The organism is Bradyrhizobium sp. NBAIM08 (assembly GCF_020193935.1).
Taxonomy (GTDB): Bacteria; Pseudomonadota; Alphaproteobacteria; order Rhizobiales; family Xanthobacteraceae; genus Bradyrhizobium; species Bradyrhizobium yuanmingense.
The window spans coordinates 687,905-704,591 of sequence record NZ_JADYVR010000002.1; the positions used below are offsets into that span (position 1 = coordinate 687,905).

Annotated in this window: 15 protein-coding genes and 1 pseudogene; 9 read left to right on the plus strand and 7 right to left on the minus strand. The window is 63.9% G+C overall.

Annotation, left to right across the window (positions count from 1 at the left end; translation table 11 throughout):
* Positions 1 to 56: 56 nt before the first annotated feature.
* Positions 57 to 1,376 (minus strand): ABC transporter substrate-binding protein, encoded by a 1,320-nt coding sequence (locus tag I6F37_RS09485; protein ID WP_225112195.1) that lies wholly within the window; start codon positions 1,374 to 1,376, stop codon positions 57 to 59.
* Positions 1,377 to 1,428: 52 nt separating this feature from the next.
* A complete protein-coding gene (locus tag I6F37_RS09490; protein WP_036001178.1) occupies positions 1,429 to 2,496 on the minus strand; it encodes an ABC transporter ATP-binding protein in 1,068 nt (355 codons plus the stop codon).
* Positions 2,497 to 2,697: 201 nt separating this feature from the next.
* Here I6F37_RS09490 and I6F37_RS09495 point away from each other — a divergent pair, with 201 nt between their 5' ends.
* The 7 genes from I6F37_RS09495 (at position 2,698) to I6F37_RS09525 (ending at position 9,098) form a co-directional block, all read left to right on the plus strand.
* Entirely contained in the window at positions 2,698 to 3,798 is a 1,101-nt protein-coding gene (locus I6F37_RS09495) for a LacI family DNA-binding transcriptional regulator (RefSeq protein WP_036001181.1), read from the plus strand.
* 123 nt (positions 3,799 to 3,921) lie between these two features.
* Complete coding sequence (locus I6F37_RS09500) at positions 3,922 to 5,751, plus strand: IlvD/Edd family dehydratase (protein WP_036001184.1); 1,830 nt, start codon at positions 3,922 to 3,924, stop codon at positions 5,749 to 5,751.
* Between the two features lie 136 nt (positions 5,752 to 5,887).
* Positions 5,888 to 6,619 (plus strand): SDR family oxidoreductase, encoded by a 732-nt coding sequence (locus I6F37_RS09505; protein WP_036001186.1) that lies wholly within the window; start codon positions 5,888 to 5,890, stop codon positions 6,617 to 6,619.
* Positions 6,620 to 6,637: 18 nt separating this feature from the next.
* Positions 6,638 to 7,384: an SDR family NAD(P)-dependent oxidoreductase gene (locus I6F37_RS09510; RefSeq protein ID WP_057028884.1), complete on the plus strand. Its 747-nt coding sequence runs from the start codon at positions 6,638 to 6,640 to the stop codon at positions 7,382 to 7,384.
* Positions 7,385 to 7,391: 7 nt separating this feature from the next.
* The gene (locus tag I6F37_RS09515) at positions 7,392 to 7,784 is read left to right on the plus strand and encodes a GFA family protein (RefSeq protein WP_036001190.1); all 393 of its coding nucleotides are present in this window, start codon (positions 7,392 to 7,394) and stop codon (positions 7,782 to 7,784) included.
* Positions 7,785 to 7,931: 147 nt separating this feature from the next.
* A complete protein-coding gene (locus I6F37_RS09520) occupies positions 7,932 to 8,612 on the plus strand; it encodes a site-2 protease family protein (RefSeq protein WP_225151036.1) in 681 nt (226 codons plus the stop codon).
* Between the two features lie 63 nt (positions 8,613 to 8,675).
* Positions 8,676 to 9,098: a hypothetical protein gene (locus tag I6F37_RS09525; RefSeq protein ID WP_036001196.1), complete on the plus strand. Its 423-nt coding sequence runs from the start codon at positions 8,676 to 8,678 to the stop codon at positions 9,096 to 9,098.
* Here I6F37_RS09525 and I6F37_RS09530 read toward each other — a convergent pair.
* The 5 genes and pseudogenes from I6F37_RS09530 to I6F37_RS09550 all read right to left on the minus strand — a co-directional run bounded on the left by I6F37_RS09530 (position 9,086) and on the right by I6F37_RS09550 (position 11,961).
* Positions 9,086 to 9,910, minus strand: coding sequence for a TonB family protein (locus I6F37_RS09530; protein ID WP_036001198.1), 825 nt, complete (start codon positions 9,908 to 9,910; stop codon positions 9,086 to 9,088). The two genes, I6F37_RS09525 and I6F37_RS09530, sit on opposite strands and share 13 nt — an antisense overlap.
* 12 nt (positions 9,911 to 9,922) lie before the next feature.
* Entirely contained in the window at positions 9,923 to 10,378 is a 456-nt protein-coding gene (exbD, locus tag I6F37_RS09535) for a TonB system transport protein ExbD (protein ID WP_225112194.1), read from the minus strand.
* A 3-nt stretch (positions 10,379 to 10,381) separates the two neighbouring features.
* Positions 10,382 to 11,314, minus strand: a complete 933-nt coding sequence (exbB, locus tag I6F37_RS09540; RefSeq protein WP_225151038.1) for a tonB-system energizer ExbB — start codon at positions 11,312 to 11,314, stop codon at positions 10,382 to 10,384.
* Positions 11,311 to 11,538, minus strand: a pseudogene (locus tag I6F37_RS09545) (PKHD-type hydroxylase); the annotation flags it as partial. The gene exbB and the pseudogene I6F37_RS09545, both read right to left, overlap by 4 nt.
* A 126-nt stretch (positions 11,539 to 11,664) precedes the next feature.
* Positions 11,665 to 11,961 carry a hypothetical protein gene (locus I6F37_RS09550; RefSeq protein ID WP_225112277.1) on the minus strand — a complete coding sequence of 99 codons (297 nt, stop codon included), beginning with the start codon at positions 11,959 to 11,961 and terminating at the stop codon, positions 11,665 to 11,667.
* Between the two features lie 374 nt (positions 11,962 to 12,335).
* Here I6F37_RS09550 and I6F37_RS09555 point away from each other — a divergent pair, with 374 nt between their 5' ends.
* Positions 12,336 to 13,508: an efflux RND transporter periplasmic adaptor subunit gene (locus I6F37_RS09555; RefSeq protein ID WP_225112192.1), complete on the plus strand. Its 1,173-nt coding sequence runs from the start codon at positions 12,336 to 12,338 to the stop codon at positions 13,506 to 13,508.
* Entirely contained in the window at positions 13,505 to 16,648 is a 3,144-nt protein-coding gene (locus I6F37_RS09560) for a multidrug efflux RND transporter permease subunit (protein WP_036022406.1), read from the plus strand. Before I6F37_RS09555 ends, I6F37_RS09560 begins: the two co-directional genes overlap by 4 nt.
* Positions 16,649 to 16,687: the final 39 nt, after the last annotated feature.

A 16,687-nucleotide genomic window follows, 5' to 3' on the forward strand; every position in this document is an offset into this window, starting at 1 on the left:
CCCTGATCGAAATGTTGACGAGCGGGCGACCCAAGAGGCGCCCGCCCCGTGACTGTTCAGCGATAGATGCGCTTCAGCTGGCGCTCGGCTTCCGCCATCGCGCCCTTCGCATCCTTGGCGCCGGTGCAGTAATTGGCGAACATGTCGACGACGATGAAGTCGGCGATCGCGGTTGCCGCCTTCTCGCCGACGGTGCCGATGCCCGACGCCGGCAGCGTGCGCTTGGAGGCCTGCGAGAACACGGCGTTCTTGGGATCGGCCGTCCAGATCGGCGCCGATTCATAGGCGTTCAGGGTCTGCGTCAGATAGCCCTGCGCGCCGGCCAGCCACTTCTCGTAGTTCTCCTTCTCCAGCATGAAGGCGACGAAGGCCTTTGCCGCATTCGGATATTTGGTGAAGTTGAAGGCGAGGATCGGCAGCGCCAGCTGCAGCTCGGTCGGCTTGCCGACAGGACCGACCGGCCAGAGCGCGTGATAGGTGTCCTCGGTGAGCTCCTTCTTGCTGGGATCGGTCTTGGCGGCGACGTAGATCGAGATGCCGTTCGCTGTGCAATAGAGCTCGCCGGCGAGGTACGCCTTGTTGTTGGAGGAATCGTTCCAGGACGCCGTGCCCGGAATGAAGCTGTCGTACAGCGCCTTGCAATATTCCAGCGCCTTCGCCGTCTCCGGCGAATTGATGACGATCTTGTCGTTCTGGTCGACCGTGTAGGCACCGTGGCCCCACAGCACCCAGTGCAGCCAGGAATTGCCGTCGCCCGAGGCGTGACCGAGCGCAAAGCCGGCCGGCGTGTTGTTGGCCTTGAGCGCCTTGCACATCTCGAGGAAGCCGGGAAAGTCCTTCGGGAATTCCTTGAAGCCAGCCTTGTCGAGCGCCGACTTGCGGTAGGTCATGTAACCGCCGTTGGTGGCGACGGGAATGCCGAGCCAGTCGTTGCCCAGCTTGCAGGTCTTGGCAGCCGCATCGGTCCAGCCGCCGTACTTGTTGCCGAGATAATCGGCGACATCGTTCATCTTCAGCACTTTGGTCGGGAACAGCTGCGGCAGGGTGTGCAGACCCCAGGCGAGATCGAGGCCGGAGCCGGTGTTGGCCGCAACCGAGGCCTTCGGCTGCACGTCCTCGAAGGACTCGCTGAAGGTGTTCATCTCGGTGCCGGTCGCGGCCTTGAACGCCGCCACCATCGCGTTGAACGCATCGTCCTCCGCCGGCACGAAGCGCTTCCAGCGCATCACCGTCAGCTTGGCGCCGGGCTCGGCCTTCCAGGGCGCGCTCTGCGCCCAGGCCTTGGCGAAGTCGAACAGTGCCGGCCCCGTCAGCATGCCGGTCGCAGCCAAAGCGGTGCCGCCTTGAAGCAGAGACCGGCGGGTAAAGTCTTGCATGTTGTCCTCCCTGTGATGCTTTTTGTCGTCTTATGCCTTGTCGTCTGATGCGTTAGGCGTTCATGCGTTTGCCCGTCGCATCGTCGAACAGATGGACCAGCGATGGCTCGGGCTTCAGCCGCACCTTGTCGCCCGGATTGAACTGGTGACGCTCGCGGAAGACCGCGACGACCTGCTCGCCGCCGAGCTTGGCAAACACCTGCGTCTCCGAGCCGGTCGGCTCGACGACGATGATCTCGGCCTCGGCGCCGTCATCGGCGATGGTGAAGTGCTCCGGCCGCACGCCATAGACCGCAGGACGGCCGTCGGAATTGGCGGGCGCGGTCTTGAGCGGGAGCTTGACGCCATTCGGTCCTTCGAAGCTCGCAACGCCGTTGACGCGCACATGGCCTTTGAGGAAGTTCATGGCAGGCGAGCCGATGAAGCCGGCGACGAACTGGTTGTCGGGCTTGTCGTAGAGCTCGAGCGGGGTGCCCATCTGCTCGACGATGCCGTCATGCATGACAACGATCTTGTCGGCCATGGTCATGGCCTCGATCTGGTCGTGGGTGACGTAGACGGTCGTCGTCTTCAGCCGCTGGTGCAGCTCCTTGATCTCGGTGCGCATGGCCACGCGCAGCTTGGCGTCCAGGTTCGACAACGGCTCGTCGAACAGGAACACCTGCGGATCGCGCACGATGGCGCGGCCCATGGCGACGCGCTGGCGCTGACCGCCGGAGAGCTGTCGCGGATAGCGGTCGAGCAGCGGCGACAGCGCGAGGATCTCGGCGGCGCGCTTGACGCGCTTGTTGATCTCGTCCGAGCTGGCATTCCGCAGCTTGAGCGAGAAGCCCATGTTGTCGGCGACCGTCATGTGCGGATAGAGCGCGTAGTTCTGGAAGACCATCGCAATGTCCCGCTCCTTGGGCTGGACATTGTTGACGACGCGGTCGCCGATCGAGATCGTCCCGGAAGTGATGTTCTCGAGGCCGGCGAGCATGCGCAGAAGCGTCGACTTGCCGCAGCCGGAGGGGCCGACCAGGACGACGAACTGGCCGTCCTCGATCGGAATCGTCACGCCGTGCAGGACTTCAAAATTGCCGAACGATTTCCGCACGTCGCGGATTTGCACAGACGACATCTAGCTCCCTCCTCGAAAGTCCACGGCGCCTCTCGCGCCGCGACCGTCTTGTTTTTCGGACTTTACCGAACCAGGCCCGATATTAGCGGGCAACATTGTCGGTAGTTTGTGCGGTTTTGGCAATTTGTCTTTGGTTAGTCGTTGCTGGTAGCGCTGTCAACGTTCCTTTGTTTGCGGGACTGACTGTGTTAAGAGCAGCAAATGGGTCGAAAACGCACTAAGTCAGGCAAAATCCGGCTGGCCGAAGTGGCCGAGCTCGCCGGCGTCAGCCCGATTACCGCGTCGCGCTTTTTCCGCAATCCGGAGGCCCTGTCGGTCGCCAAGCGGACGCGGGTCGAGAGCGCCGCCAAGGAGCTCGGCTATGTGCCCAACCTTGCCGCGCGCGCCCTCGCCTCGCAACGCACCGAGGTCATCGGTGTCCTGATCCCATCGCTCACCAACAACGTGTTCTCGGACGTGCTGCGCGGCATCTATGACGCCTCAGAAGGCAGCCGCTACTCGATCCAGTTGTCCAACACGCGCTACAGCATTCTCCAGGAAGAGAAGTTGCTGCGTCTGTTTCTGGCACAGAAGCCGGCCGGGCTGATCGTCACCGGCATCGACCAGACCGCGGAGTCCCGCGCGATGCTTCAGGCCGCGGACTGTCCGATCGTGCAGATCATGGAGATAGGCCCGGACCCGGTCGACATGATGATCGGCTTTTCGCACTATGATGCGGCCCGCGCGGCGATCGCGCATCTGTTCGAGCAAGGTCACCGCAAGGTCGGCTTCGTCGGCGCGAGGATGGATCCCAGGGTGCAGCGGCGGCTGGACGGATATGTCTCGGCCATGAAGGACGCCGGATCGTTCGACCAGCGCCTGGTGGTCACGACGGCGACGCCGACCTCGGTGACGCTCGGCGGCGCCCTGTTCACCGATCTGCTGGCGCGCGAGCCGGACATCGATGCGGTGTTTTGCGCCAACGACGACCTCGCGCTCGGCGTGCTGTTCGAATGCCGGCGCCGGGAGATCGCAGTCCCCGGGCAGATCGCGATCGTCGGCTTCAACGATCTCGAATTCATGGCCGCCGCCGTCCCCACCCTCACCAGCGTCCGCACCAACCGCTATGAGATGGGCAAGACGGCCGCCGCCATGCTGATCGACGCGATCGAGGGCCGCCGCCCGGAGCAGCCGGTGCTCGATCTCGGCTTCAAGGTGATCGAGCGGCAAAGCTCGTCGGCGCGACGTTCGGACAGCAGGCCAGCCGTATCAGGCGCGGGCGCGGCGAACAAAATGATAGCGTTACCAAGCAGCCACGACTAGTATCGGAATCGTGAGGAAACGACCCGCCAGCGGGAAGGCAGATCATCGCGCGCGCCGTTGGGCACCGCACATGCCGACACCATGAGACGGACGGTAGTCGCGTTTGCATTGCAGGAGAAACCAATGACAAAGAAACCAACCAACGGGCATGCCGCCGGCAGCAACGGTACCCGCCGCCATCTTCGCTCGCAGGAATGGTTCAACAACCCGCACAATCCGGGCATGACCGCGCTCTACATGGAGCGTTACCTGAATTACGGCCTCACCCGCGCCGAGCTGCAATCCGGCAAGCCGATCATCGGCATCGCGCAGACCGGCAACGATCTGTCCCCCTGCAACCGCCATCATCTCGAGCTCGCGCACCGCGTCCGCGAAGGCATCCGCGAGGCCGGCGGCATCGCGATGGAATTCCCGACCCATCCCATTCAGGAGACCGGCAAGCGACCGACCGCGGCGCTCGACCGTAACCTCGCTTATCTCGGCCTCGTCGAAATTCTCTACGGCTATCCGCTCGACGGCGTGGTGCTGACCACCGGCTGCGACAAGACCACGCCGGCCTGCATGATGGCGGCGGCGACGGTGAACCTGCCTGCGATCGTGCTGTCGGGCGGCCCGATGCTGAACGGCTGGCACAATGGCGAGCGCACCGGCTCCGGCACCATCGTCTGGAAATCGCGCGAGCGGCTCGCGGCCGGCGAGATCGACTATGAAGAGTTCATGGAGATCGTGGCCTCCTCGGCGCCCTCGGTCGGCCATTGCAACACCATGGGGACGGCCTCGACCATGAACGGGCTTGCCGAAGCGCTCGGCTTCTCGCTGCCGGGCTGCGCGGCGATCCCGGCGCCCTATCGCGAGCGCGGCCAGATCGCTTACGAGACCGGAAAACGCATCGTCGAGATGGTCTGGGAGGATTTGAAGCCTTCCGACATCCTGACCCGCAAGGCGTTCGAGAACTGCATCGTGATCAATTCGGCGATCGGCGGCTCGACCAACGCGCCGATCCACATCAACGCCCTCGCCCGCCATATCGGCGTCGAGCTGTCGATCGAGGACTGGCAGAAGTTCGGCCACGACGTGCCGCTCCTCGTCAACATGCAGCCGGCCGGCTTCTATCTCGGCGAGGAATTTCACCGCGCCGGCGGCGTGCCCGCCGTGGTGCGCGAATTGATGAAGCACAAGCGCATCCATGAGGACGCGGTCACGGTCAACGGCCGCGGCATCGGCGAGAACTGCAAGAACGCGCCCGCTCCCGACAACGACGTGATCTGGGCTTACGACAAGCCGCTGGTGAAGGACGCCGGCTTCCTGGTGCTGAAGGGCAATCTGTTCGATTCCGCGATCATGAAGACAAGCGTGATCTCCAAGGAATTCCGCGACCGCTACCTCAGCAACCCGAAGGACCTCAATGCCTTCGAGGGCCGCGCCATCGTGTTCGAGGGGCCGGAGGATTATCACGAGCGGATCGACGATCCCTCGCTCGACATCGACGAGCGCTGCGTGCTGTTCATCCGCGGCACCGGCCCGATCGGCTACCCCGGTGGCGCCGAGGTTGTGAACATGCAGCCGCCGGCGGCGCTGATCAAACGCGGCATCCTGTCCCTGCCCTGCATCGGCGACGGTCGCCAGTCCGGCACTTCTGGCTCGCCCTCGATCCTCAACGCCTCGCCTGAAGCGGCCGCCAATGGCGGGCTTGCCGTCCTCAAGACCGGCGACAAGGTCCGCATCGACCTCAACAAGGGCAGCGCCAACATCCTGATCTCGGACGAGGAGCTGAAGAAGCGCCATGCCGAGCTCAAGGCCAGCGGCGGCTTCAAGCATCCGCCGAACCAGACGCCGTGGCAGGAGATCTATCGCAACACCGTCGGCCAGCAATCGACCGGCGCCTGCATGGAGCTCGCCACGCGCTACCAGAACGTCGCCGGTACGTTCGGTGTGGCGCGGGACAATCACTGACACGGTCATTCCGGGGCGCGACGCAGTCGCGAGCCCGGAATCCATTCATCCACCGACGCTGTGGCGCGATGGATTCCGGGTTCGCGCCAAGAGGCGCGCCCCGGAATGACGAAGGAAAATTCGCAGGAGAAACAACATGGCAGACCGCCTAAAGGGAAAGCGCGCCGTCGTCACGGCTGCCGCGGCAGGCATTGGGCGCGCTTGCGCCATCGCGTTCGCGCGTGAAGGCGCAACCGTCATCGCCACCGACATCAACGAAGCCGGCATCGCGAGCCTGACGAAGGAAGGCATCGCCGAGGTCGCAAAGCTCGACGTCCGCAACACCGCCGACGTCAACGCCTTCGCCAAGCGCGTCGGCAAGATCGACATCCTGCTCAACGCCGCCGGCTTCGTGCACCACGGCACCATCCTGGAGTGCTCGGAAGAGGATTTCGATTTCTCGTTCGACCTGAACGTCAAGTCGATGCACCGGACCATCAAGGCCTTCCTGCCCGACATGATCGCCGGCGGCGGCGGCAGCATCGTCAACATCTCGTCCTGCGCGGCCTTGCGGCCGCCGGCGAACCGCTACGTCTACAGCTCGTCGAAGGCGGCGGTGTCGCTGCTGTCGCGCGCGGTCGCGCTCGACTTCATCACCAAGGGCATCCGCTGCAACTCGATCTGTCCCGGCACCGTCGAGACGCCTTCGATGCTCGACCGCGCGGCAGCCCAGGGCCCGCAGGGCAAGGAGATGTTCATCTCGCGCCAGAAGATGGGCCGGCTCGGCACCGCCGAGGAGATCGCCGCGATGGCGGTCTATCTCGGCAGCGACGAGAGCGCCTTCACCACCGGCGTCGATCTCGTCGTCGACGGCGGCTACATGCTCTGACGCAGGAAGGCCTCCGGCATGAATAAGATCGATCTCAACGGCCGCATCGCTATCGTCACTGGCGGCGCGCAGGGCTTTGGCCGCGCCATCACCGAGCGCTTCGTCGCCTCCGGCGCCAAGGTCGCGATCTGGGACTTTGACGCCGCGCTGGCCGAGAAGACGGCAAAGGAGATCGGCGGCGAAACGAATGTCTTCAAGGTCGACGTCACCGACACGGCGGCCGTCGAGCAGGCACGCGATGCGACGCTCAAGGCCTTCGGCAAGATCGACATTCTCGTCAACAACGCCGGCATCGCCGGGGTCAACAAGCCGGTGTGGGAGACGGACCTGGAGGAATGGCGGAAGGTGCTGCGCATCAACCTCGACGGCCCCTTCATCGTCTCCAAGGCGATCGTGCCCGAAATGCTCAAGCAGAAATACGGGCGGATCGTGAACATCGCCTCGATCGCAGGCAAGGAAGGCAACCCGAACGCCGCGCATTATTCGGCGTCCAAGGCCGGCCTGATCGCGCTGACGAAGTCGCTCGGCAAGGAGCTCGCCGCCCATGACATCCTCGTCAACGCGGTGACACCGGCGGCGGCGAAGACCGCGATCTTCGACCAGATGACGCAGCAGCATATCGACTTCATGTTGTCGAAGATCCCGAAGGGGCGCTTCGTGCTGGTGGAAGAGCTCGCCGCGATGGTGAGCTGGCTCGCGTCGGAGGACTGCGCGTTCTCGACCGGCGCGGTGTTTGATATTTCCGGTGGGCGGGCGACCTATTGAGGACATCATGATCCGGGAAGGCGGCTGCCTGTGCGGCGCGGTACGGTTCAAGGCGGAGGGCGAGCCGCTCAACGTCCGCATCTGCCATTGCCGCATCTGCCAAAAGGCGATGGGTTCGCCCTATTTCGCCCGCGCGCAGTTCGACCAGCGTGCGCTGAGCGTCGACGGCGAGACTGCACGCTACGCCTCCTCGGAGAATATCGATCGCGTGTTCTGCAAGCGCTGCGGCACGCGGCTTTTCGCCTGGCGCCGCAACGGCACGCTAGCGGGCGTTGCGCTCGCCACCTTCGATGATCGTAACGCCTTTGCGCCGACCGAGCACATCTGGGTGTCGGAAAAGCTCGCCTGGGTGAAGCTCGACGACGGCTTGGTGCAATATCCCGGGACGATCCCGGCGTGACTTTGCGCGACTGCACGGCGGCCGGCCGAAGCATCCATCTGCAGCGTGGCAATTCGGAACCGGCCGCCCTATGTTGAGCCGAAGCGTTGCTGCGCCGGTTTGGTCAGGACGGTTGCAAGGCCGCTAGCTAACCGAAATGGATGAGCTGTGAACATTTCCTTGTACGACCTGTCGGTGTGGGTGCTTCCCCTCGTGCTCGCCATCACCTTCCATGAGGCCGCGCATGCCTTCGTCGCGGACCGGCTCGGGGACAATACGGCCGCGCAGCTCGGCCGCGTCAGCTTCAATCCTATCAGGCATATCGACCCGTTCGGCACCGTCATCCTGCCGGCGATGCTGCTGTTCGCGCATTCGCCGTTCCTGTTCGGCTACGCCAAGCCGGTGCCGGTAAACTTCCGCAAGCTGAACAATCCCAGGCTCGACATGGTCTGGGTAGCGCTGGCCGGACCCGCCACCAACATCCTGCTGGCGCTCGCCACCGCCCTCGCCTTCCATGCCCTGCCGCTGGTGCCCGCGAGCGCGGCGAAATGGGTTGCCGACAACCTCAAGAATGCCCTCATCATCAACGCCATCCTGGCCGTCTTCAACATGATGCCGATCCCGCCGCTGGACGGCGGCCGCGTCGCGGTCCGGCTGCTGCCGCGCCCCCTGGCCTTGCCGCTCGCCCGGCTCGAGCCGTTCGGTATGTTGATCCTGATCGGGCTCTTGATCCTGCTGCCGCTGGCGGGCTCGCAGTTAGGTCTAAATCTTGATGTTATTTCAGCAATACTGCGGACGTTGACCGGTTATGTGATTCAGGCTGTTCTCTTCCTGACCGGCAATGCGTAGTTGAACCGGAACACCCGAACACGAGCCGAAAGGCCAGAGGCCGACTTGGTCAAAGCTGCCGATATGCTGATCGCGCGACGCGCCGACACCCGTGCCCGCGCCGATTTTGCCACCTGGAAGATGATGGCTAAGCTCAATGGGGCGTCCGCGCTGCCTCCGGAGGCCCAGGAGTTCCTGAGCAGCTACAGGAACCTGCTGGCGCAGATGAGCGAAGGCGAAGCCACCGAGGCCACCATCGGTGCGATCTACAAGGCCTATTACGTCGAGATGGGTGGCGCTGGAAAGCCGCCCGACGTCCGTCCGCGCGAGGCCGAGCCGGCAGCGGATAATGTTACCGCTTTCCGGCGCCCGGCGCCGAAGCCGAAAAGCGCAGGTTTCTTCGGGACAGGCGCGGCCAGCGGAGCCCAGAAACGGCCCCTGCCCGTGGCGCTGATCTTCGCCTGCCTGGTGGTGGTCTATGTCGGGATCCGGCTCTACTGGCGTTGAGCCGACTTCTTGTTGGCGGTCTTCTTCGATTTCTCAGGGGCGAAGCTGATCTCGAGGGTGCGCTCGAAACGCTCCTCGGTCAGTTGAACCGGAGGCGGCTCGAAAGGATCCGCCTTGCGAACCATCGAGATCGCAGCTGCATCGTAGGCGGCGTCGCCGGACGACGCGATCACGTCGACCGAGACCACATTTCCCTTTCGGTTGAGCGCGAAACTCACCGTGACCTTCTGATTGGCGTTCTCTCTGCCTTCCGGATTGATCTGGTGCTGCTTGATACGCGCACTGATTTTCTTGTTCCAGTCCACCGTGATCTTCAGGATGTCCTTGCCGAGCCCAACCACCGGCGCCAGGGCCTTTTCGGCCTCGCGCGTTGCGTCCTCGAACGTTTGCCGGGCCATATCAACCTGCTTTGGGGCAGCCTCCATGGCGGGCGTTTCAACGGCAGCCGCCTTCGGATCGTCGTCCTGCTCCTTCTTCGCAACCTTTTCGCTGACAATGCGATCGGGATCCTCGGCCTCTTGCGGTCGATCTTGAGGAAGTTCCGTCTCCTTCAGTTCGGCCTTCTGCTCCGGAAGCTCCGGGCGCTCCTCTTGTGCCGCGGAGTCGTTTGGTCCGGTCGGCAAATCGGATTCCTGAGCCTCCGGCGAAGCCATCTCGACGGCGAACTCGGCTCCGGCCGCGCCGAGACCATCGCCGTCGTCGTCGCCGTGCAAATGCGCCAGCGCGAGCGCAGCACCGCCGAGATGCAGGGCGAGCGCGGCCGCCGCCGCCAGGATCCAGAGCTTCCGGGATGGTCTCGGTTCGTCCGCCATCGTTCCGTCTTCTTAAGGCTGGGCGGCGCCTGCCACAGGCGCCCCCGGTGCGCCTTCCAGCGCGACCAGCTTCACCCGCGTATAGCCGCCCGAGCGCAAGAGCTCCATCACGCCCATCAACTCGCCATAGGGCACCGAGCGATCAGCGCGCAGGAAAACGTACTTGTCCTTGCTCATCTCGGAAAGGCCGTCGAGGGTTCCGATCAACTCGGCCCGGTGAACGGCGTTCTCCCCGATCGCGAGCGTCAGATCGGGCTTGATGCTGAGATAGGTCGGCTTGTCCGGCTTCTTCTGCGGCGTCGCACTCGACGACGGCAGATCGATCGGCAGGTCGACCGTGGACAGCGGCGCGGCGACCATGAAGATGATCAGCAGCACCAGGATGACGTCGATGAACGGCGTGACGTTGATGTCATGCGTTTCCGAGAAATCGTCGTCGTCATCATTGTCAGCGAGCGAAACGGCCATGGTCTACTCCGCCGCGCGCGAATGCACGCTGCCGTGGCTGCGGTCGAGATCACGCGACAGCAGTCGCCCCGCCGCGCCCGAGGCGCGGCTGACGAGCTCGAGATAGCCTTTCGTCACGCGCGAGAAGTGGTTGTAGATGATGACGGCGGGAATGGCGGCGACGAGGCCGATCGCGGTGGCGAGCAGCGCCTCGGCGATGCCGGGCGCGACCACGGCGAGGTTCGTGGTCTGCGACTTCGAGATGCCGATGAAGCTGTTCATGATGCCCCAGACCGTGCCGAACAGGCCGACGAAGGGCGAGGTCGAGCCGATGGTCGCGAGCACGCCCATGCCGATCCGGATGCGCCGTTGCTCCGCGCGCACGATCTCGGAAAAGCTCGAGGCGGCGCGTTCCTTGATGCCGGCATCGCTGGACAGGCCAGCCGACATCCGCGCTTCGCGCAACGCCGCCGCAAGGAACGACGGCAGGATGCCCTCCTTGGTGCCGAGCGCCATCTGCGCTTCGGCAAGCGAGCGCGCCTCCGCAATCTTCTTCAACGCCGCACGCAGCTTGCCGTAGGCGACCGACAGCTCGATCGACTTGGCGATGAAGACGGTCCAGGTCATCAGCGAAGCGAAGGCGAGCCCGATCATCACCGCCTTCACGATGACGTCCGCCGACATGAACATCACCCAGGGCGACAATTCCTTCATGGCCGCAGCCTCGGGCTTCGCACCCGCGGGATTGGCGGCCACCGGGGCGGCGCCCACGACGGCGGGAGCCGTCGAGGCCGCAGGCGCAGCTGCCGGGGGGACGGTCCCGGCAGCGGACGGCTGAGCCGTCGATGGGGCCGGTGCCGGCGGGCTCTGCGTCTGGGCGGAAACGGGGGATGCGAGCCAGGCAGACGCCAGCATCAAGGCTGCGGCAAGGCTTGCTTGAAAGGAGATGGTCTTCATACTTCGGCCCAGTAGCGAATGAGACTGTGATAGATACCCGTCAATTTGACCGTTTCGGGATCGTCACGCCCGAGCCGTTCCACCAGCGCCTGTATCGCGGTGTCGAGGCCATAGATCATGCTCCGGGCTTGATCGTCCCGTATCATGCTCTGAAGCCAGAAGAAAGACGCAACCCGCGTCCCCCTGGTCACGGGGGCGACGAGAGGTGCTGGAGGATAGAGCACAAGGCCCTCCAATTCCTGTCGTTCACACGCGTCGAACGAATGTCGCCTGTTGGTATCGGCCACACAATTGCGGGTCAATGCGTGCCGTTCGCGAGAACCCTTGAATAGATCAAGATCAAAACGATTCTAAACTGCCCCGCTCTCTGAGCGAAGGATGCGTCCTAAACGCAAATCGATTGCTGGGCACTCGATCGCCGCTCTGGGTTTCATCAGCCACAGCAACTCGTCGACGGTCTTCGCAACGGCGCGCACGCGATCGGTGCTGTCCATGCCGGCGATGTTGGCGCCGTTGACAACGGCTTTGATCTCGTCGCGAAAGTCGGTGAGGAAGCACAAGGGATCGCGCTGCTCGTTGGCGACACGCGCGATCAACCCCTTGATCAGAATCTGGCACGCGATCAGCTTGCCGTTCAGCTCGTCCATGCTTTGCTCCGTCGCTGCGGCGCCGAAATGGACGATGCCGAAATCCATGGTAACCGAAACGGCTACGAGGCGACTTAGAACCGTTCTTGCGGCAGATCCGAAAGGTAGCGCGGCGCGGGGCCGATCGGTCCCGAGCACACTGCTCCGCGTGCTGCGCAAGACTTGCACGCCGGCCGATCGCGGCGGGAAAACGCGGCATTGCACGTCGCCGCGCCAACGAGCTGCCTACACGGTGCAAAGCTTTCCAATTGTTTAGGATTCTCACCCGATAGTGCTGTTTACTCTGGAAGTTGGCGTGTATTATACATCATGCTGGAACCGTACGATTGCCCCGATATTCATAGCCGAGGGCATACGAGCCGACACGAGACGACATGAACAAGTCCCGGCCGATCCTTTGGCTTCTGATCATCGCGGCCGTGGCTTCTGCGGGCTATTATGGTTGGCAGAAATTCGGCACGTCCGAGGCGGGAAAAACCCAGACCGCACAAAAAGGCCTGCCTCGCCCCTCCGCCGTCCCGGTCAGCGTTGCGCCGGTTCAGAAGACCGACTTTCCGGTCTATCTCACTGGTCTCGGCACGGTTCAGGGCTTTAACACGGTCCAGGTCCGAAGCCGTGTGGATGGCCAGATCGACAAGCTCGAATTTAGGGAAGGCCAGATCGTCAAGCAGGGCGATCTCCTGGTTTCGATCGATCCCCGCCCCTATCAGGCCACGCTCGACCAAGCCAAGGCCAAGAAGGCGCAGGACGAGGCCAGTCTCGCCAACGCCAATCTCGAGCTCCAGCGCGCCACGAAGCTCGGCGAATTCGCCACCGCCCAGCGCGTCGACACACAGCGCTCCACCGTCGCTCAGCTCACCGCCCAGATCGCCGCCGACGATGCCGCGATCTCCAACGCCCAGACCCAGCTCGATTACACCCAGATCAAGGCGCCGATCACCGGCGTGGCAGGCCTGCGTCAGGTCGACGTCGGCAACATCGTCAACGCTTCGTCGCAGACCGCCATCGTCACGATCTCGCAGGTCGAGCCGATCGCCGTGATCTTCACCGCGCCGGAAGACCAGCTCCCCTATATCAGCGAGGGCCAGAAGGCCGGCGCGCTCAAGGTGATCGCCTTCACCACCGACGGCAAGAGGACGCTGGCCGAGGGCAAGCTCGCGGTGATCAACAACCAGGTCGACGCGACCAGCGGCACGATCCGGCTCAAGGCGGTGTTCGACAACAAGGAAAGAACGCTGTGGCCGGGGCAATCGGTCTCGACGCGGCTCCTGGTGCGAACGCTGAAGGATGCGACCGTCGTTCCGGATGACGCGGTCCAGCGCTCCACCAACGGACTCTATGCCTATACGGTCAACCAGGACAACAAGGCCGAACTGCACAAGATCAAGGTCAGCTATGGCATCGACGGTCATTCGGTCATCGAGGAAGGATTGAGCCCCGGTCAGCAGGTGATCGTCGGCGGACAGTTCAAGGTGCAGCCCGGAAGCCTGGTGTCGACGGCGGTAGCAAGCTCGGATCCGACCCAGAACAAGGTTCGACAGCAATGATCGGCGGCGGGATTTCGGCGCCTTTCATCCGATATCCCATCGGCACCTCGCTGCTGATGGCCGGCATTCTCTTCGTCGGCCTGGTCGCCTATCCCCTGCTCCCGGTCGCGCCCCTGCCGCAGGTGGACTTTCCGACCATTCAGGTCACCGCCAATTTGCCCGGCGGCAGCCCCGAGACCATGGCTTCGTCGGTGGCGCAGCCGCTCGAGCGGCAATTCGCCCAGATTCCTGGCATCGCGCAGATGACCTCGACGAGCTATCTGGGCACGGCGTCGATCACCATCCAATTCGACCTCAACCGCAACATCGACGGCGCCGCCAACGACGTACAGGGTGCCATCAACGCGGCCAGCGGCCAGTTGCCGAGGAACCTGCCGTCGCCCCCGACCTACCGCAAGGTCAACCCCGCCGACGCGCCGATCCTGCTACTGTCGGCGACGTCGGAGACGCTGCCGCTGACCAGCGTCAGCGATGCCGTCGACACCCAGCTCGCCCAGCAGATCAGCCAGCTCTCGGGCGTCGCCCAGGTCTTCATCGGCGGCCAGCAGAAACCCTCGATCCGCATTCAGGTCGATCCCGCAAAGCTGGTCGCCAAGGGCTTGTCGATGGAGGACATCCGCAGCCAGATCGCGATCACCACGGTCGACAGCCCCAAGGGCAATATCGACGGCGAGAAGCGGGCCTATACGATCTACGCCAACGACCAGCTCACTCACGCGAAGGACTGGAACGACGTCATCATCGCCTATCGCAACGGCGCTCCGTTGCGAATCCGCGATATCGGCCAAGCGGTCACCGCTGCCGAAGACGCCAAGCAGGCGGCGTGGGCCAACGGCAAGCGCGGCGTGTTCCTGGTGATCTTCAAGCAGCCCGGCGCCAACGTCATCGAAACCGTCGACAGGATCAAGGCGACCCTCCCTCGTCTCGTGGCGGCGATCCCGCCCGCGATCAAGATCGAGCTCATCAGCGACCGCACCGCGACCATCCGTGCCGCGGTCGAGGACGTCCAGTTCACGCTGCTCTTGACCATTGTGCTCGTGGTCATGGTCATCTTCATCTTCCTGCGCAGCTTCTGGGCGACGGTCATTCCTACCGTCACGGTCCCGCTGGCGCTGCTGGGCGCGTGCGCCCTGATGTGGCCGGTCGGCTATTCGCTCGACAATCTGTCGCTGATGGCGCTCACCATCGCGGTCGGTTTCGTGGTCGACGACGCCATCGTAATGCTCGAGAACATCACGCGTTACATCGAGGAAGGCGACTCGCCGATGGAGGCCGCCTTCAAGGGCTCCAAGGAAATCGGCTTCACGATCGTCTCCATCAGCATCTCGCTGGTCGCGGTGCTGATCCCGCTGCTCCTGATGGGCGGCATTATCGGGCGCCTGTTCCGCGAATTCGCCGTGGTGCTGGCGATGACTATCTTCGTTTCGATGTTCGTATCGCTGACGCTGACACCGATGATGGCCTCACGCTTCCTGCGTGCCCATGGTGAGGTGCAGCACGGCCGCTTCTATCAATGGAGCGAGCGCGCCTTCGACGCGATGCTGCGCGGCTACGAATATGTGCTCGATCACGCCCTCGCCTGGCGGCGCACCACGCTCGCGATCTTCTTCGTCACGCTCGGCCTGTCGATCTACCTGTTCGTGCTGATCCCCAAGGGCTTCTTCCCGCAGCAGGACGTCGGCCTGATCACGGCCACGTCCGAAGCCTCGCAGGACATCTCGTTCAAGGAGATGGTGAGACGCCAGGAGCAACTCGGCAAGATCATCCTGGCCGATCCCGACGTTGCCAGCGTTGCCATGTCGATCGGCGGCAGCGGCCGTGCCGGCAACAACGGCAACCTGTTCATCACGCTGAAGCCGCGCAATGAGCGTGACGCTTCGGCCCAGCAGATCATCGCGCGTCTGCGTCCGCAGTTCGACAAGGTCCAGGGCGCCCGCCTCTACATGCAGGCGGCCCAGGACGTGCGGCTCGGCGGTCGACCCACGCGCACTCAGTTCGAATTCACGCTGCAAGACGCCAATCTGGACGAGCTGAACGAATGGGCGCCGAAGATCCTTGGCAAGATGCAGACACTGCCGGAGCTGCGCGACGTCGCGACCGACCAGCAGACGCAGGGCACGACGGTCCAGCTCAAGATCAACCGCGACACCGCCGCCCGCTACGGCATCCAGCCCCAGCTGATCGACGATACGCTGTATGATTCCTTCGGACAGCGGCAGGTCACGCAATATTTCACGCAGCTCAACACCTACAAGGTGATTCTGGAAGTCCTGCCGGAGATGCAGGGCGATCTCGAGACGCTAAACAAGCTCTATGTGAAATCGCCGCTGACCGGCGACCAGGTGCCGCTGTCGACCTTCGCGAGCTGGACCACCGATCCGGTCCGCCCGCTCTCGATCAGCCATCAAGGCCAGTTCCCGTCGATCACGATCAGCTTCAATCTCGCGCAAGGCGTCGCGCTCGGCCAGGCCACCGAGGCCGTGCAGAAGGCGATGGCGGAGCTCGGGACGCCGCCCACGCTGAATTCGAGCTTCCAGGGCACCGCGCAGGCGTTCCAGCAATCGCTCGGCACCGTGCCGCTCCTGATCCTCGCCGCGCTGGTCGTGGTCTATCTGATCCTCGGCATTCTCTACGAGAGCTACATCCATCCGATCACGATTCTGTCGACGCTACCCTCGGCCGGCGTCGGCGCGCTCGCGATCCTGATGGCGGCCGGATTCGACTTCAGCCTGATCGCGCTGATCGGCATCATCCTCCTGATCGGCATCGTGAAGAAGAACGGCATCATGATGGTGGACTTCGCGATTGCCGCCGAGCGCGACGAGCACAAGACGCCGGAGGAATCGATCCGCCAGGCCGCACTGCTGCGCTTCCGCCCGATCATGATGACGACGATGGCGGCCCTGCTCGGCGGCGTGCCCCTCATGCTCGGCCACGGCACCGGCGCCGAAATCCGCCAGCCGCTCGGCTACGCCATGGTCGGCGGCCTGATCGTCAGCCAGGCGCTGACGCTGTTCACCACGCCGGTCGTCTATCTCTACCTCGACAAGCTCAACAACTGGTTCTCGACCTGGGGCCGTTCGGACGACGAAGGCGAGGAGACGCCCGAGCACGGCAGCGTCAAGGAAGCCGCCGAGTAAGCTTGCGCCGCGCCTGCCGCGACGCTACAGCGAGACCCC